Below are 17,084 nucleotides of genomic sequence, written 5' to 3' on the forward strand. Positions count from 1 at the left end.
CTCCGACTCTTGTTTAAACCCCCCCCCCCCACCCCCCACCTTGCCCCCCCCCCCCCGCGGGGACCCCCCCCCCCCCGCCCCGGGGGCCCCCGGTCCGGGCCCGGGGCCCCGCCGAAGGGGTCCGCCCGGCCGCCGGGGCGGGCCCCTCACCGAGGCCGCCGGCTGCCGGGTCGCCGAGCCGCCGGCCGACGGGACGGCGGCCGGAGGTCAGGCGCCCGACGGGGCTTCGAGGCCGCGGGTGTAGTGGGCGGCGGCCAGGACGGAGGCCATCAACTCGGCGTCGAGGGCCGAGGCGTCGGCCAGCCGGGTCGCCGCCGCATGGGAGTTCAGCAGCGTCTTGGTGACGCGCAGGGATGCCTCGGGGCGGCGGGTGATGGGCCGGGCCCACTCCTCCACGGCCCGGTCCAGGTCCTGCGCGGGGACGACCCGTTGCAGGATGGACAGGTCGCGCGCCTCCTCGGCACCGACCCGGCGGCCGGTGAGGATGATCTCGCGGACCCGGGCCGCGCCGACCTCGTTGAGCAGACGGGGCAGCAGCCCGCCCCAGGCGACGGGCAGGCCGAGGGCGAGTTCGGGCAGCCGGAAGACGGCGGAGTCGGCGCCGACCCGCAGGTCGCAGGCGAGAGCCAGGGCGAACCCGGCACCGGTCGCCCGGCCCTGGACCCGCGCGATGGTGACGGCGGGGCTGTTGGTGAGGGCCTCGCAGACCCGGCGGGCCTTGCCCCCGTAGCTCCGGACGCCGCCGCCGGTCGGGTCCTCGCCGAGAGCGGCGGCGAACTCGTCGCGGTCGCCGCCGAGACAGAAGTCCGGGCCGGCGCCGGACAGCACGACGACGCGGACGTCCGGGTCCGGGTCGGCGAGGACGTCGAGGAGTTCGTCCAGCATGGCCGTGGTGACGGCGTTGCCCGTCCCGGGGCTGTCCAACTCGACGTGGAGCACCGGGCCCCGGCGCTCGGCGCGGACCGTACGCGGGACGGGCGCCGGGGCGGGCGCCGCTACAGGAGCGGGAACGGCGGGCGCCGGAGGGCGCGGCAGGAGGTAGGACGGGTGCTTCGCATACTTCGGGTACTGGGCCGTCCGGGGGGAAACGTTCATGCGGTCACTCTCAGGGACGTCACGCGGTGGAAGACCATCCGGGGTGCGTACTCGGGAGGGGCCGCCGCCCGCAGGGTCGGGAAGCGCCGCAGCAACTGGCCGAGCAGGATGCGCGCCTCCAGCTTGGCCAGGCCCGCGCCGAGGCAGTAGTGGGCGCCGCCGCCGAAGGCGATGTGCGAGCCCTTGCGGAGGATGTCGAAGACCTGCGGGTCCGGGTTGCGGCGCGGATCGTGGTTGGCCGCGCCGTACATGACGTGGACCATGGTGTCCTTGGGCACGAACACCCCGGCCACCTCCGTGTCCTCGCCCGCGACGCGGCTGTTGAGGCGGATCGGCGGGTCGTAGCGCAGGGCCTCCTCGATCGCGCCGTCGATGTGCTCCGGCCTGGCCCGCAGCCCCTCCCAGGAACCGGGGGACCGGAGCAGCGACCACACCAGCGTGGAGAGCATCGTCGCCGTGGTCTCCAGCGAGGCGATGGTGACGAACATGGTGAGCTGGTAGACGATCCGGTCGGTGACCTCGCGGTCGGACTCCAGCGCGTCCCAGGTGCGGATCCAGCCGGACACCACGTCGTCGCCCGGGTTCTTCCGGCGGCCTTGGACGAGGTCGGTGAAGTACCGGCGCAGGTGGAGCGTCGCCTCCTCGGAGATCGCCAACTGGCTCTTGCTGGGGAGGAGTTCCTGGGCGTGCACCTGGTTGTGGGTGATCTCCAGAATGTGCGCGTAGTCCTCCGGCGCGATGTCCAGCCAGCGGCCGACGGTGTTGATCGGCAGCCGTTCGCTGACCAGGGCGGAGAGGTCGGCCACGCCGTCGACGCGTATTCGCTCGGCCAGGCGGTCCAGCAGCGCGGTGACGTCGGCCTCGATGTCCGGCGCCATGTCCTGGAGGGTGCGCCGGTCGAAGAGGTTTCCGAGGCTGTGCCGCTGCCGGGTGTGCTCGGGGGCGTTGAGCCGCGAGAGCGTCCCGCTCATCTCCTGGGTGGCGACGGCGTGCCAGCGCTCGGTCTCGGTCTGCCGGTCCTGCCAGGCGAAGTCGGGAACGAGCCAGTGCCGGCCGCGCAGGACCTGGTTGCACGCGTCGTAGCCCGTGACGAGGTACCCGCCCCAGGGCGCCGGGACGAGATCGCCCATCGCCCGCAGTTCGTCGTAGATCGGGAAGGGGCAGGCCAGCCCCTCGGCCGACCGGAGCCGCCGCAGCAGCGGCACCGCGGCACGGCGGTCGACGGTCGCGACGGTCGCGGTGCCCGCACCGGTACCACGGCCGGCACCGACGACGGCGGCAGCAGCAGTGGCAGTGGCACAGGCCCCCGGGCTCTCGGCGCGGGCTCCCAACATGACGGTCACACGAGACTCCTCGGGGCCGGGCGGGCAGTACGGCGGCGATCTACCCGGCCCCAGGACGCTCAAGCACCGATCGGTGTTGCCTTCGTCACATGCCGCACGATGGCCGGACTCCGTTCACCGCACGGTGGTTGACCGGAGTCCGGCAGCGTCCCGACGCCCCGGTCAGAGCCGGAAGACGTCCAGGAAGGAGCTCCACCACCCCTTCTGCTTGGCCGGGGCCCGACCGGCGGCGGGCGCCGCGGCCGACGGCGTCGGCGTCCCGGGGGCGGCCGCCGCCCCGCCGGCCGGACCGCCCGGTACGGCACCCGCACCCGTACCGCCGCCCGCGCCCGGGGTCCGGGTGAACGTCGGGCTGAACCGCACCGGCAGCGAGACCAGTCCGCGCTGGAACGGGCCCGGCCGCCACTCCACGCCCTGCGCGGGTACGGTGAGCGCCACGTCCGGAAGCGCGTTGAGCAGGCACTCGATCGCCGTCAGGGCGATCAGCTGGGCCGGGTTCTTCGCCGGGCACGCGTGCGGTCCGGCGCCCCAGGCCAGGTGGGCGCCCTTGCTGAGGGTCAGTCGGGCGTCGGTCAGCGCCGGGTCGCTGTTGGCGGCGGCGAAGCTGATCACCACCGGGCTGCCCGCGTCCATCAGCACCCCGCCCACCTCGACGTCGTGCATCGGGAAGTGCGTCGCGTAGTTGGCGATCGGCGGGTTGTTCCAGAGCACGTCGTCGATGGCGTCCTCGATCCGCAGGGCGCCCTGGCCGGACAGCAGCACGAGCAGTGCGTTGCCTATCAGGTTGCGCTCGGGCTCGACACCGGCCCCCATCAGCATGACCAGCTGGTCCTTGAGCTCCTCGTCGCGCAGGCCGGCCGGGTGCTGGACGAGCCACGAGGTGATGTCGTCGCCCGGCTGACGGCGCTTCAGTGCGACCAGGTCCATCAGGCAGGAGTTCAGCTCGTCGTTGGCCTGGATCACGTCCAGTCCGTCGAAGAGCGCGGACATGCTGCGGGTCAGCCGGTCGCCGATGTCGGCCGGGCAGCCGAAGAGCTGGTTGAACAGCAGCAGCGGCAGCAGCTTGGCGTAGTCGTTGATCAGGTCGGCCCGGCCCAGCCCGCTGAACTGGTCGATCAGGTAGCCGGCGATCCGCTCGACGTGCCGGTTGAGCCGGTTGTCGTTGAGCCGCTCCAGGCTCTCGGTGACGGCCTTGCGCAGCCGCAGGTGCTCGGTGCCGTCCGTGAAGAGGCAGTTCGGCCGGTAGAACATCATCGGCAGGACCGGGCTGTCCAACGGCACCCGCCCCTCGTTGAGCGCCGCCCAGCGCCGGGAGTCCCGGGCGAACAGCCCCGGGTTCTGCAGCACGCGCAGGGCGGCCTCGTGCGAGGTGACCAGGGTGGCGTCCACGCCCGGGGCCAGCTCCACCGGGGCGGCGTGGCCGTGGGCGCGCAGCCTGTCGTACACCGCGCCGGGGTCGGACGAGAACGTCTCCCCGTACAGCGGCGTGCCCGAGCCGTGCATCGGGCACCCCGGCGGAGGCGAGTGCGGGGCGGGTCGCTGCGGAGATTCCATGGGTCGTTCCTTGGAGGTGGCCCCGGGCGGGTGCGGCCCCGGGGGGCGTGACGGGGAAGGGGGGGGTCAGGAGGCGCGTTCGAGCAGGTGCCGGACCAGGGTCAGCAGGGCGTCGGCGGACGACCGCTGGTCCCGCGCGTCGCAGAACACCACCGGTGTGTGCGGCAGCAGGTCCAACGCCTCGCGCAGTTCGTCCTCGGTGTAGTCGCTCTGCTGGTCGAAGCTGTTGACCGCCACGGCGTACTCCAGGCCGTACTGCTCGACCAGGTCGATGACGGGGAAGGTGTCCGCGAGGCGGGTCGGGTCGGCCAGCAGCAGCGCGCCCAGCGCCCCCCGCGCCATGTCCTCCCAGAGCTGCATGAAGCGCTGCTGGCCCGGCGTGCCGAACAGGTACAGCACCAGGTCGTCGCCGAGCGTCAGCCGGCCGAAGTCCAGGGCGACGGTGGTGGTCTTCTTGTCCGGCACCCCCCGGAGGTCGTCGACACCGGTGGACGCCTGCGTCATGTTCTCCTCGGTGCTCAGCGGAGCGATCTCCGACAGGGCACCGATGAGCGTGGTCTTGCCGACCGCGAAGTGCCCCACGACGAGGATCTTGACCGCGGTCGTCACCGCGCCCGGGACGTAGATGTCCTCAGGCGAACCGGCGTTGGAGTCCATGCAGTACCTTCTCTAGAAGTCTCGGATCCGGGGCCTGGGCCGGCGGCGGGGTCGCCCTCCGCAGCAGCCGTCCCTCGCGGATCAGGTCCGTCAGCAGCAGCCGCACCACCCCCACCGGCAGCTCCAGACGAGCCGCGACCTCGGCCACCGAGAGATAGCCGCCGGAACACAGCTCCCAGATCGCCACGGTCTCCGGGCTCGGACGGGCCGGGAGCTCCTGCTCCGGCGCGACGGTGACCAGGGTGATCAGGGAGAGGTCGTCCGCACTCGGTAATTCCCTGCCGCCGGTGATGACGTAGGACCGGATGAATCCACCGGCGACCCGCTGCTCCTCGCCAGAAGCCGTCATGAGCCGCTGAGTGTGCTCTGGCGCGGCGCCGCCGTCATCGCCCGGCCGAGCGCGCCCACCTGCTGCTGCATCCGGAAGGACATCGCCTCCATGTCGACGTCGGGGGCGGTGGAGGCCGCGAGGTAGGCACCGCTGCCGGCCGCGATCAGGAAGATCCAGCCGTGGTCGTACTCCAGGAGGGTCTGGCGCCAGGCCCCGGCGCCGCCGCCGACGAACGGGGCGACCGCCCGGCTCAGCGACTGCATCGAGCTCATCGCGGCGGCGTTGGTCTCCGCCTCGTCCCGGCCTATGTCACTGGACCGTTCGAGCAGGAGGCCGTCGGCGGAGACGAGGATGGCGTGCCGGGCGCCGGGCACCTGGAGTACGTCGTTGAGCACCCAGGACAGATCAGGGCTCACTGGATCTCGGTTCCTTCCGTGGTCATGGTGTCGCGCCCGGACAGCGTTCCGCGCTGGAACGCGCCGAGGCGGGACGCCGTGTTCCGGCCGGTGGTCCGCACCGGCTCGTCGGCGCGACCGGGGTCCTGCGGGTGCGGGACCACCGAGACGGCGCGCTGGCGGCGGCGCCTGGGCAGCCGGCCGTCCGCGGTCGTCTCCGGTTCCGCCGTCTCCGGGTCGGCCGGCACCGGTGCCAGGGTGGCCGGAGCGGCCGGGGTGGCCGGGGCCTGCTCGGGCAGCGACACGAGCCGCTGCGCGGAGGCCTGCGCCCGGACCTGTCCGGGCTGCTCCTCGGGCTCGCCCCGGTACTCGGCGAACTCGGTGGCCACCGGGGCCTGGGGCGCGACCTCGCTGCTGAGCAACCCGGTCGGCAGGAGCACCACGGCCCGGACGCCGCCGTACGGGGAGACCGAGTCGACGGAGACCCGGAAGCCGTAGCGGGCGGCCAGCATGCCGGAGACCGCGAAGCCGAACTTCGGGGGGTTGCCCAGGCTGGTGAGGCTGATCGGGGCGCCGGGGTTCAGGAGCGCGGCCGCGCGGTCCTTCTCCTCCTGGCCCATGCCGAGGCCGGCGTCGTCGATGATCAGGCAGACGCCGGTCGGGACGGCCTGGACGCTGATCTCCACCGGGGTGTCCGGGGCGGAGTAGTTGGTCGCGTTGGCCAGCAGCTCGGCCAGCACGACGGCGACCGGCTCGACGACCTGGCTGGCGAGCGAGACGCTGACCTGGGAGTGGATCCGCACCCGGTCGAAGTGCCGGATCCGGCCCTGGGCGCTGCGGGCCACGTCGTAGACCGAGGCGACGCTCTCCCGGCGGCCCAGCCAGCCGCCACAGAGCACCGCGATGCCCTGGGCGCGGCGGCCGAACTGGCTGTTCGCGTGGTCGACCAGCATCAGGTCGGCGAGGATCTGCGGGCTGTCGCCGTACTTGCGCTGCACCTTGTCGATGACGATCTGCTGCTCGTCGGCCAGGCCCTGCAGGGTCCGCATCGCGGCCTTGAGGACTGCCTTGGTGTCCTCCTCCGCGTCCTGGCGGACCACCGCGAGCTCGGCCGCGTGCTGGCTCTGCAGACGCGCGTTCAGCGCGCCGAGGTCGTCGCACTGCCGCTGCGCCACAGCGCCCGCCTCCTCAAGGGAAACGTTCCGCCTGCGCAGGGCGAGGTTCGTCCTGCGGGCCTGGAGGGCTGCTGCGACGGCTGCGAGCATCACTGCGATAAAGACCCAGAAAAAGGGTTCCTGCACAAATGACGTCATGAAACTCTCTTCAGGTGGCATCGCGTCAGGAGCAGGTCCGGGCCTTCCTGCGCGATGAGGACTGGCGGCCTGCGCCCCTCCGAAAGACACCTGTCGTTCCAGCACATCGGTGGAGCTCTTCCGGCACGGGACCTGCGGCGGCGCCTATCGCGGGGTTAGCCTACTGCAACTCTTGGCATGTCAGAACAGTTGCCAAACAGGGCAGTTGGGGCGAAACTCCGCCACCCGCCGACACCTCCGCGGGGAAATACCGGACGTTTTGACGCAGCGTTAACCCATCCCTCACACGCCGGCCACGAAACGGCCCGTGCACGGAGTGATCGCGCCGTCACTCTCCGCCCGCAAACCGGCCCCCGTGAGGCCGGATCTGCCTTTCCGGGCCCCGGTCCGGCCCTTCCGCGGCCCCGGCCTGCCCTCCCGGTGCCCCGATCTGCCCTTCCGGACCCCGGCCCGACTCCTCCGGCCCCCGGCCTGGCCATTCCGAACCCGGCCCGGCCCTTCCGGACCCGGACACGACGACGGCGGGGCCGCGTCCGAAGACGCGACCCCGCCGCTCGGGCTGCCCGGACTCCCGGCCGTCAGCGCATCGAACCCGTGCGGAGCAGGGTGCGGATGACGCGCATCGCGACCGAGAGGCTGGACAGCTCGTAGTTGTCCGAACCCCTTATGTCGTCGAGCGTGCTCTTGGCACGGTTCAGCAGGGTCCCGTTGAGCTCCGCCCAGGCGGTGTACCGCTCCTCGGGGGTGGCGCCCTCGGGGCCGCAGGCCAGGATGTCGGCGGTCAGGGCCGCGTGGGCCGCGAAGAGGTCCTCGCGGATGGCGGCGCGGGCCATCGACGACCAGCGGTCGGTCCGGGGCAGCTCGATGATGCGGTCGAGCAGGTGGGTGATCTGGAGGCGGTCGGCGAGGTCGTAGTACAGCTCGGCGACCTCGGCGACGTCCTTGCCGGACCGGTCCGCGACCTCGGTGATGTCCAGGGTCGGGAAGGTCGAGGAGAGACCCGCGATCCGGTTGGCCAGGGCCTCCGGGACGCCGGCGCCGGCCAGCTCGTTGTAGACCGACTCGAACCAGGCCAGGTCCTCGCCGCGCAGCGGCTTGGGCAGCGAGCCCCAGACCTGGTTGACCCGGTCGTGGAAGAACTCGATGGTGCCGGCGATGTCGAGCGGCTGGCGGCGGTTGTTGAGCATCCACCGGGTGGCGCGCTCGACGAGCCGGCGCGAGTGCAGCCGCATCTTGGTCTGGGCACGGGCGGGGACCTGGTTGTCCAGGGCCTCGATCTCGGACCAGATCTCCTCCAGGCCGAAGACGGCCCGCGCGGCGGTGTGCGTCCGGGCGATCTCCTCGTACGTGGCGCCGGTCTCCTCCTTCAGCCGGAAGGCGAAGGTGCAGCCACCGCGGTTGATCGTGTCGTTGACGATCAGCGTGGTGACGATCTCGCGACGCAGCGCGTGGTTGTCGATCGCCTCGGCGAACTTCGCCCGCAGCGCGCTCGGGAAGTACTCGTGCAGCGCGGTGCGGAAGAACGGGTCGTCCGGCAGCTCGGTGGCGAGCAGCTCGTCGGCCAGGGTGATCTTGGTGTAGGCGAGCAGCACCGACAGCTCGGGCTGGGAGAGGCCCCGGCCGTTCTGCTGGCGCTCGCGGATCTGCCGCTCGGCGGGCAGGAACTCCAGCGCCCGGTCGAGCTGGCCGTCCCGCTCCAGCCGGTTGATCATCCGGGAGTGGACGTTGACCATGCTGGTCGCCTGGGCGACCGCGTTGGCCAGCACCACGTTCTGCGCGTAGTTGTTGCGCAGCACCAGGTGGCCGACCTCGTCGGTCATCTCCGCCAGCAGGGCGTTGCGCTGCTTGACCGTCATGTCGCCGTCGGCGACGACCTGGTTGAGCAGGATCTTGATGTTCACCTCGTGGTCCGAGGTGTCCACGCCGGCCGAGTTGTCGATGGCGTCGGTGTTGATCCAGCCGCCGGCGCCCTGCAGGCCGCCGGTGGCGGCGTACTCGATGCGGCCGAGCTGGGTGCAGCCGAGGTTTCCGCCCTCGCCGATGACCCGGGCCCGGACCTGCTCGCCGTTGACGCGGATGGCGTCGTTGGCCTTGTCGCCGACCTCGGCGTTGGTCTCGGCCGAGGCCTTGACGTAGGTGCCGATGCCGCCGTTCCAGAACAGGTCGACGGGCGCCTGGAGGATGGCCTTCATCAGCTCGGCCGGGGTGAGCCGGGCGTCCTCGATGCCGAGCGCGGCCCGGACCTGCGGGCTGAGCTGGATCGACTTGGCGCTGCGCGGGAAGACGCCGCCGCCCGCCGAGATCAGCGACTTGTCGTAGTCGTCCCACGAGCTGCGCGGCAGGTCGAAGAGGCGGCGCCGCTCGGCGTACGAGGCGGCCGCGTCCGGCTTGGGGTCGAGGAAGATGTGCCGGTGGTCGAAGGCGGCGACCAGGCGGATGTGCTCGCTGAGCAGCATGCCGTTGCCGAAGACGTCACCGGACATGTCGCCGATGCCGACGACGGTGAAGTCCTCGGTCTGGGTGTCGTGGCCCAGCTCGCGGAAGTTGCGCTTGACCGACTCCCAGGCACCGCGGGCGGTGATGCCCATGCCCTTGTGGTCGTAGCCGGCCGAGCCGCCGGAGGCGAACGCGTCGCCCAGCCAGAAGCCGTACGACTCGGCGACGCCGTTGGCGATGTCGGAGAAGGTCGCGGTGCCCTTGTCGGCGGCGACGACCAGGTAGGTGTCGTCCTCGTCGTGGCGGACCACGTCGGCCGGGTGGACGACCGCGCCGCCGACCAGGTTGTCGGTGATGTCCAGCAGCGCCGAGATGAAGGTCTTGTAGGACGAGATGCCCTCGGCCAGCCAGGCGTCCCGGTCCACCGACGGGTCCGGCAGCTGCTTGGCGACGAAGCCGCCCTTGGCGCCGACCGGCACGATGACGGTGTTCTTCACCATCTGCGCCTTGACCAGGCCGAGGATCTCGGTGCGGAAGTCCTCACGCCGGTCGGACCAGCGCAGGCCACCGCGGGCGACCTTGCCGAAGCGCAGGTGCACGCCCTCGACCTGCGGCGAGTAGACCCAGATCTCGAACGCGGGGCGCGGGGCCGGCAGGTCCGGGATGACCTTCGGGTCGAACTTCATCGACACGTAGGAGTGCCACTCGCCCGAGCCGTCGTGCTGGAAGAAGTTGGTCCGCAGGGTGGCCTTGATGAGGTGCAGGAAGGAACGCAGGATGCGGTCCTCGTCCAGCGAGACGACCTCGTCCAGCGCGCCGGACAGCTCCTCCAGGATGCCCTCGGTCAGCTCCAGGGCGCCCGAACGGTGGCTGGGGCTCAGCCGGGCCTCGAAGAGGTTGACCAGCAGACGGGTGGTGTGGGTGTTGTTGCGGAGCGCGTCCTCCATGTAGTCCTGGGAGAACGTGGAGCCCGCCTGGCGCAGGTACTTGGCGTACGCGCGCAGCATCATCGCCTGGCGCCAGGTCAGCCCGGCGGTCAGCACCAGCTCGTTGAAGCCGTCGTTCTCGGCCCGGCCCATCCAGGTGGCCGCGAAGGTCTCCTGGAAGCGGTCGCGCGCCTCGTCGGTCAGCTCGACGGCCTCGCGCAGCCGCAGGCCGAAGTCGTACACCCAGGCCGTGCTCTGGTCCGAGCGGGTCAGCGCGTACGGGTGCTCGTCGAGCACCTCGACGCCCAGGCGCTGGAGGACCGGCAGGACCTCGGTGAGCGAGATCGGGCCGCCGACCCGGTAGATCTTGAAGCGGCGCTCGTCGTCGCCCGCGCCGACCGGCTGGTACAGGTTGAGGCGGAAGTCGCCCTCGCCGTGCAGCGACTCGATCTGCTTGAGGTCGGCGACGGCGGTGCGCGCGGTGAAGTCGGCGCGGTAACCGTCCGGGAAGGCGTTGGCGTACCTGCGGGACAGCTCGGCGGCCCGCTCCTCGCCCAGCTCCAGGTGCAGCTGGTCGTTGAAGCCGTCCATCCAGAACCGGGCGGCCTCGGCGAGCTTGCCCTCGATCCGCTCGATCTCGGCGTCGGTCAGGTGCGGCAGCTCGCTGCCGGGGGTGACCCGGACGACGAAGTGCAGACGGGTCAGCACGGACTCCGTCGACCAGACCGTGTAGTCGATCGAGGCGCCGTTGAGCTCCTGCATCAGGATGTCCATCAGGCGCAGCCGGATGCGGGTGGTGTAGCGGTCGCGCGGCAGGTAGACCAGCGCGGAGAAGTAGCGCCCGTACTCGTCCTGGCGCAGGAACAGCCGCAGCCGGCGGCGCTCCTGCAGGTAGAGCACGCTGGTGGCGATCTGGAGCAGCTCGGCGGCCGGGGTCTGGAAGATCTCGTCCCGGGGGAAGGTCTCCAGGATCTGCAGCAGGTCGCGGCCGTCGTGGCTCTCGGTGGAGAAGCCGGAGCTGGCGATGACGTCCTGGACCTTGCGGCGGACGACGGGGATGCGGCTGACCGACTCCGTGTAGGCGGCGGCCGAGAAGAGGCCGAGGAAGCGGCGCTCGCCGACGACCTCGCCGTTGGCGTCGAACTTCTTCACGCCGACGTAGTCGAGGTAGGCCGGGCGGTGCACGGTGGCGCGGCTGTTGGCCTTGGTGAGGACGAGCAGCTTCTTCTCGTGCGCCTTGGCGCGCACCGGCGCGGAGAGCCGGCCGAAGGCCTCGCTGACCGGGTGGTGGTCGTCGTCGTGGCTGAGCGGGTCGGAGCGCAGGATGCCCAGGCCGGTGCCGGCGACGGCCTTCAGGACCTCCTCGCCCTCGTGCTCGACCAGGTCGTACTCGCGGTAGCCGAGGAACGTGAAGTGGTCGTCGGCGAGCCAGCGCATCAGCTCCCAGGCCTCGCCGACCTCCTGCTCGGGCAGGTGGGCCGGGGGCTCCTCGGCGAGCTCGTCGGCGAGCCGGAGCGCGGAGTCGCGCATCTTCGACCAGTCCTCGACGACCTCGCGGACGTCGCCGAGCACGCGGCGCAGGTTGGTCTCGATCGAGCGGAGGTCCTCGCGGTCCGTCTCGCGGTCGATCTCGATGTGCATCCACGACTCGACCACGGCGTCGGCGGGCCACTCGGCGCCGGCGGCCTGGCTGCGGGCGCAGGCGTCGATGTCCAGGATCTCCAGCAGCTTGCCGGTGATGTCACGGCGGACGACCAGCTGGGGGTGGATCACGATGTGGATGCCGCGGTCCTGGCGGGACAGCTCGTTGGTGACCGAGTCGACCAGGAAGGACATGTCGTCGGTGACGACCTCGACCACGGTGTGGCCGCAGGACCAGCCGTTCTCCTCGACCGAGGGGGTGTGCACCCGCACCTCGGCGGTGCCCTGCGGGCGCTTGAGCCCGAGCCGGTAGTGCGAGGCGGCCGCGCCGTACACGTCGACCGGGTCGCGGTCGACCAGGTCCTCGGCCGCGGTGTGGAGGTAGTAGTGGTGCAGGTACGCGGTCAGAGCGCCGTTGCTCAGCCCTTCACCCGGCGCCGCTCCCCCCACCTGGCTGTTCTCAGCGGCTGCTGCTGCCTTCGTGAGCAGTTCGGCCTTGGCTGCGTCCAGCTTGGTCTGCATGACTTCTTGGCTCCTGTCGCGCGCCGTTGCGTGACTCGGTGGTGTGTGGATGTGCACCGCCGGGTCCACCGCAATCCTGCCGCACCGACCGACTGAAAGGCCTTCATGGCACGCATGAAACACCTCTGCAGCGGGTAGGACGAGACGTTCGGCCTGCAGCACCCGACGACGCCAGCCAGCCTAACGGGCGGATTTGAAGGTGTCAGGGGACAGGGAGGCACAATCCTGTAGGAAGATCCCTCCGTCCTGGACACCATGTCCAAACCGGCCGGTCATGTTCGCCATCAGCCGGAACGTGTTCACCCAGGGCCGGGTGCCGTTCACGCTCAGCCCATGTGCGGATGGCCGTAGGCGGTCGGCGGGACGAAGGTCTCCTTGATCGACCGGGCCGAGGTCCAGCGCAGCAGGTTCTGCGCGGCGCCCGCCTTGTCGTTGGTGCCCGACGCCCGGCCGCCGCCGAACGGCTGCTGGCCGACCACCGCGCCGGTCGGCTTGTCGTTGATGTAGAAGTTGCCCGCCGCGAAGCGCAGCTCCTCCACCGCGCGGGCGATGGCGTAACGGTCCTGCGCGATCACCGCGCCGGTCAGCCCGTACGGCGCGCCGGAGTCGACCCGGCCCAGCACGTCCTCCCAGCGGGCGTCCTCGTAGACGTGCACGGCCAGGATCGGCCCGAAGTACTCGGTCCGGAACATCTCGTTGCGGTGGTCCGAGGAGACCAGCACGGTCGGACGGACGAACCAGCCGATCGCGTCGTCGTACTGGCCGCCGGCCACCAGCTCCACCGTCGGGTCGGCCTTGGCCCGCTCGATCGCGTCCCGGTTCTTCTCGAAGGCCCGCCGGTCGATCAGCGCGCCCATGAAGTTGGAGAGGTCGGTGACGTCGCCGACGGCCAGCGCGTCCACCTCGGCCAGGAAGTCGTCCTTGATCTTCTGCCAGAGGCTGCGCGGGAGGTAGGCCCGGGAGAGCGCCGAGCACTTCTGGCCCTGGTACTCGAAGGCGCCGCGGATCAGCGCGGTCTTCAGGATCTCCGGGTCGGCCGAGCGGTGGGCCAGCAGGAAGTCCTTGCCGCCGGTCTCGCCGACGATCCGCGGGTACGTCCGGTAGCCGCCGATGTTGGCGCCGATGGTCTGCCAGAGGGACTGGAAGGTGGCGGTCGAGCCGGTGAAGTGCAGCCCGGCGAGGGCGGGGTCGGCCAGCGCCACCGCGGAGAGCTGCCGGCCGTCGCCGGTCACCAGGTTGATCACCCCGGGCGGCAGGCCGGCCGCCTCCAGCAGCCGCATCAGGTGGTGGGCGGCCAGCGTCTGGGTCGGCGCCGGCTTCCAGACCACGGTGTTGCCCATCAGCGCGGGCGCGGTCGGCAGGTTGCCGGCGATCGCGGTGAAGTTGAACGGGGTGACCGCGTAGACGAAGCCCTCCAGCGGGCGGTGGTCGGTCCGGTTCCACACCCCGGGCGAGGAGTCCGGCTGCTCGGCCAGGATCCGGCGGGCGAAGTGCACGTTGAACCGCCAGAAGTCGATCAGCTCGCAGGCGGAGTCGATCTCGGCCTGCTGCGCCGTCTTGGACTGGCCCAGCATGGTGGCCGCGTTGAGCGTCTCCCGCCAGGGCCCGGCGAGCAGGTCGGCGGCGCGCAGGAAGACCGCCGCGCGGTCGTCGAAGGAGAGCGAACGCCACTCCCGCCCGGCCGCCAGTGCCGCGTCCACCGCCGCCCGGGCGTCCTCCCGGGTGGCGTTGCCGAGGACCCCGAGCTTGGCGGCGTGGTGGTGCGGCTGGACGACGTCGATCCGCTCGCCGCCGCCGAAGCGCTGCTCACCGCCGATGGTCATCGGCAGCGGGACCTGCTCCGCGGCCAGCTCGTCCAGCCGGCGCACCAGCCGGTCCCGCTCCGGGCTGCCGGGCGCGTAGCCGTGCACCGGCTCGTTGCCCGGGACCGGGACCTGGGTGACTGCGTCGATGGGCATGTGCGGCTCCGCTCGTCCTGGTGACCCGGCCCACGGCGGCCCGGCGTCAATCCAGACTGACCAGCGGGAGGCCGGTTCGCCCGTTCAGACACGCCACCGGCGGACGTGGTTCACGCCACGCCCGGGGCGGTCCGGGGAGTGGCCCGCCTGCCGGCCGTCGGCCGCCCGCGGCGGTCGGGTGCCTCAGCCCGCCAGGCGCCCGGCCAGCTCGACCGCCTCCGCCAGGCTGTCCACCACCGGGACGCCGACCGGCTCCAGCTTCTCCCGGCTGTGCGAGCCGCCGGTGTACAGCACCGCGTGCGCCCCCGCGTTCAGCGCCGCCAGCGCGTCGTCCGCGGCGTCGCCGATCAGCACCGTACGGGCCGGGTCCACGCGCTCGCCGAGCGCGACCAGGTGCCGGGCCAGGTGCTCCGCCTTCTGGCCGCCGGACGGGCCGCTGCGGCCGTCCACCCGGAGGAAGTGGCGGGTCAGGCCGAAGGCGTCGACCACCGGCAGCAGCTTCTCGTGGTCGTACATCGAGAGCAGGGACTGGCTGTGCCCGGCCGCCTCCCAGCCGGTCAGCAGCTCCACGGCCCCGTCGGTGAGGCCGCAGGCCGCGCTCAGCTCCAGGTAGTGGTCGTGGAAGGCGTCGTCCAGCAGCAGCCACTCGGCCTCGGAGGGCATCCGGCCGAGCAGTCGCTGGTAGAACCGGGGGATCGGGATCTCGTACTGCGCCCGGTACTCCTCCAAGGTCATCGGCGCGATGCCGACGGTCGCGAACGCGGCGTTGCTCGCTCCGAGCACCGCCTCCATGTCGTGGAAGAGCGTGCCGTTCCAGTCCCAGACGATATGAGTGCGCACGCAGGGAACGGTAACCCCAGCCACCGACAGGCCGGTAGGACGGGGCTCACGCGGGACGGCCGCCGGCGCGGGACGCCCGGCGGCTCAGGCCAGCAGGGAGGGGATCTCCTGGGTGGCGAACCAGAGCAGGTCGTGGTCCTCCGCGCCGTCCACGGTGAACTGGGCGTCCTGGTCGCCCGCGTCGGCCGCCCGGACCGCGGCCACGGCCGCCTCGACGTCCGTGACCACCTCCTGGTCGGCCACGTCCGCGTGCACCGCGGCCGCCTTCGCCAGCCGCACCGGTCCGGCCAGCACCACGCGGCCGAGCGAGGCCTGGTCCTGGTACTCGTCGCCGGGGAACGGCTTGACCGCGGAGTCGGCGACGTCCAGCGCCACCACCACCCGGCGGCGCGGCGCGTCCGGGTCCTCGGCCAGCAGGCGCAGCGAGGACTGGGCGGCCCGGTTGAGGGCCGCGTACTCCAGCTCCTCAAGGTCGTCGCTGACGTACCACTCGCGCAGGGCGGGGGTCACCGCGTACGCCGCGGACTGCTCCAGGGCGCCGCCCGGGTGCGCCGCCGCCAGGCCGGTCAGGGTGGTGGGCACGTACACGCGCATGGGTGGCACTCTCCGGTTCGTCCAGCGGCACAGCTTCCAGCGCCCCCAAGAATAAGCGCCGGGACGGCGCCCGTGATCACGCGCTCGCCTCCGCCCGCGCCCCCCGCGCCGGGTGCGCGCCGGGCGGCGCGGCCCGGCGGTGCCGGTCGGGACCGGTGCCCGGCCCGGCCGCGGCCGCGGACGGCCCGGTGAACGGCGGGGCCACGCCCCCGGCCCGGGACCGCCCGCCCGGCCGCGGACGGGTCACCGGACCTCGTCCAGGGCCGCCCGGCTGCTCTGCAGCGCGCTCTCCAGCACCGCGCCGCGGCGGGCCGGGTCCATCATGTTCGGCCCCATCACCGCCAGGTCGGCCAGGGTCGGCGCCAGCAGGTGCACCCGGACCCCGCTCTCCCGCAGCATCCCGGCCTCGCGCAGCAGTTGCCGGGTGACCGCCCGGCGGTAGCGGCCGACCAGCTGGGCGAGCACCCCGCGCGGGCGGTCCCGGGCACGCCACTCGCGCAGCCCCGCCAGGGTGCCCCGGCCGGCGCCCCCGGACGACCTGGTGCGGCCGCCGGGGTTCAGCCGCAGGCCCATCGGGGCGAGCACGTAGACCTCGTCCAGGCCGCGTCCGAGCATCAGGTCGGCGTTGGTGGCGGACCAGCAGCCGCCGTCCACGTACGCGGAGCCGTCCACCCGGACCGGGGCGAACCAGCCCGGGATCGAGCAGGAGGCCATCACGGCCTCGGCGACCGCCGCGGGCGGCGCGGCCGGATCGCCGAAGACCACCCGGTGGCCGCCGTGGTAGTCCACCGCGGCCACCCGCAGCGGGGAGCCGTCCGGGAAGCCGTCCGCGCCGAGCAGGCCGCGCACCAGGTCCCCGACGGCCGTCAGCGAGCCGCGGCCGTGCGGCGCCACCGCCGAGACCATGGTCAGCAGCGGGTACTCGCGCGGGTGCCGCACGGCGGCCCGGAGCAGGCCGGGCGAGCCGATGCCCGCGCGCGGCCGCGGGGGCAGCGCGCCGCCGACCGCCGTGTCGTAGTCGAAGTCCACCCCGGCCAGCGGGCCCGTGGTGACGGGCAGCCCGCGCTGGTGGTCGCGGAGCTGGTCGGCGCGGACCCCGCCGGCCAGCATCGCGCCGAGGATCGCGCCCGCCGACGTGCCGAGGACCACGTCGGCGTCGCCGGGCTGCCAGCCGACCGCCTCCTCGACGGCGCAGAGCGCGCCGACCGTCCACGCCGCGCCGAGCATCCCGCCGCCGCCCAGGACCAGCCCGCGCCGGGGGGCGCCCTCCGCGGGGCGCGGCGAAGCCGCCCGTGTCTCCGATACCCGTGTCGTCATGCCGGCCGCCTGTCGTCGTCGGGGCGGTTGTCGTCCGTGCCCGGGTCGTCCGCGTCGCGGTTGCCGTCCGTGCCCGGGGCCGGCCGGAGCCTCGTCCGTTCCGGAGCCTGCGCGGCTGCGGTCCGGACTCCGGTGCCGGCCCGGGTCCAGACTCCGATCGTG

The 17,084-nt window shown here is 72.6% G+C and carries 12 protein-coding genes; all 12 read right to left on the reverse strand.

The window, feature by feature from the left end; genetic code table 11:
• Positions 1 to 207 precede the first annotated feature (207 nt).
• The 12 genes from ACFC1F_RS28595 to ACFC1F_RS28650 all read right to left on the reverse strand — a co-directional run bounded on the left by ACFC1F_RS28595 (position 208) and on the right by ACFC1F_RS28650 (position 16,922).
• The gene (locus ACFC1F_RS28595; protein WP_376162542.1) at positions 208 to 1,095 is read right to left on the reverse strand and encodes an enoyl-CoA hydratase/isomerase family protein; all 888 of its coding nucleotides are present in this window, start codon (positions 1,093 to 1,095) and stop codon (positions 208 to 210) included.
• Positions 1,092 to 2,225, reverse strand: coding sequence for a cytochrome P450 (locus tag ACFC1F_RS28600; RefSeq protein ID WP_376162572.1), 1,134 nt, complete (start codon positions 2,223 to 2,225; stop codon positions 1,092 to 1,094). The genes ACFC1F_RS28595 and ACFC1F_RS28600 overlap by 4 nt, the downstream gene beginning before the upstream one ends.
• 375 nt (positions 2,226 to 2,600) lie before the next feature.
• Positions 2,601 to 3,992: a cytochrome P450 gene (locus ACFC1F_RS28605; RefSeq protein WP_245205914.1), complete on the reverse strand. Its 1,392-nt coding sequence runs from the start codon at positions 3,990 to 3,992 to the stop codon at positions 2,601 to 2,603.
• A gap of 66 nt (positions 3,993 to 4,058) precedes the next feature.
• Complete coding sequence (locus tag ACFC1F_RS28610; protein WP_376162544.1) at positions 4,059 to 4,649, reverse strand: ATP/GTP-binding protein; 591 nt, start codon at positions 4,647 to 4,649, stop codon at positions 4,059 to 4,061.
• The gene (locus ACFC1F_RS28615; RefSeq protein ID WP_209416075.1) at positions 4,624 to 4,998 is read right to left on the reverse strand and encodes a DUF742 domain-containing protein; all 375 of its coding nucleotides are present in this window, start codon (positions 4,996 to 4,998) and stop codon (positions 4,624 to 4,626) included. Before ACFC1F_RS28615 ends, ACFC1F_RS28610 begins: the two co-directional genes overlap by 26 nt.
• The gene (locus ACFC1F_RS28620) at positions 4,995 to 5,396 is read right to left on the reverse strand and encodes a roadblock/LC7 domain-containing protein (RefSeq protein WP_148644597.1); all 402 of its coding nucleotides are present in this window, start codon (positions 5,394 to 5,396) and stop codon (positions 4,995 to 4,997) included. Before ACFC1F_RS28620 ends, ACFC1F_RS28615 begins: the two co-directional genes overlap by 4 nt.
• Positions 5,393 to 6,688, reverse strand: coding sequence for an ATP-binding protein (locus ACFC1F_RS28625; RefSeq protein ID WP_376162547.1), 1,296 nt, complete (start codon positions 6,686 to 6,688; stop codon positions 5,393 to 5,395). Before ACFC1F_RS28625 ends, ACFC1F_RS28620 begins: the two co-directional genes overlap by 4 nt.
• 578 nt (positions 6,689 to 7,266) lie before the next feature.
• Positions 7,267 to 12,213 (reverse strand): NAD-glutamate dehydrogenase, encoded by a 4,947-nt coding sequence (locus ACFC1F_RS28630; protein ID WP_376162549.1) that lies wholly within the window; start codon positions 12,211 to 12,213, stop codon positions 7,267 to 7,269.
• A gap of 326 nt (positions 12,214 to 12,539) precedes the next feature.
• Positions 12,540 to 14,165, reverse strand: a complete 1,626-nt coding sequence (pruA, locus tag ACFC1F_RS28635; protein WP_376162574.1) for an L-glutamate gamma-semialdehyde dehydrogenase — start codon at positions 14,163 to 14,165, stop codon at positions 12,540 to 12,542.
• A 189-nt stretch (positions 14,166 to 14,354) separates the two neighbouring features.
• Positions 14,355 to 15,011, reverse strand: coding sequence for an HAD family hydrolase (locus ACFC1F_RS28640; RefSeq protein ID WP_376162551.1), 657 nt, complete (start codon positions 15,009 to 15,011; stop codon positions 14,355 to 14,357).
• Positions 15,012 to 15,095: 84 nt separating this feature from the next.
• Positions 15,096 to 15,605 carry a DUF6912 family protein gene (locus tag ACFC1F_RS28645; protein ID WP_209416071.1) on the reverse strand — a complete coding sequence of 170 codons (510 nt, stop codon included), beginning with the start codon at positions 15,603 to 15,605 and terminating at the stop codon, positions 15,096 to 15,098.
• Between the two features lie 243 nt (positions 15,606 to 15,848).
• A complete protein-coding gene (locus ACFC1F_RS28650) occupies positions 15,849 to 16,922 on the reverse strand; it encodes a patatin-like phospholipase family protein (RefSeq protein WP_376162553.1) in 1,074 nt (357 codons plus the stop codon).
• Positions 16,923 to 17,084 lie beyond the last annotated feature (162 nt).

It is taken from the genome of Kitasatospora sp. NPDC056181 (genome assembly GCF_042266225.1).
Lineage (GTDB): Bacteria > Actinomycetota > Actinomycetes > Streptomycetales > Streptomycetaceae > Kitasatospora.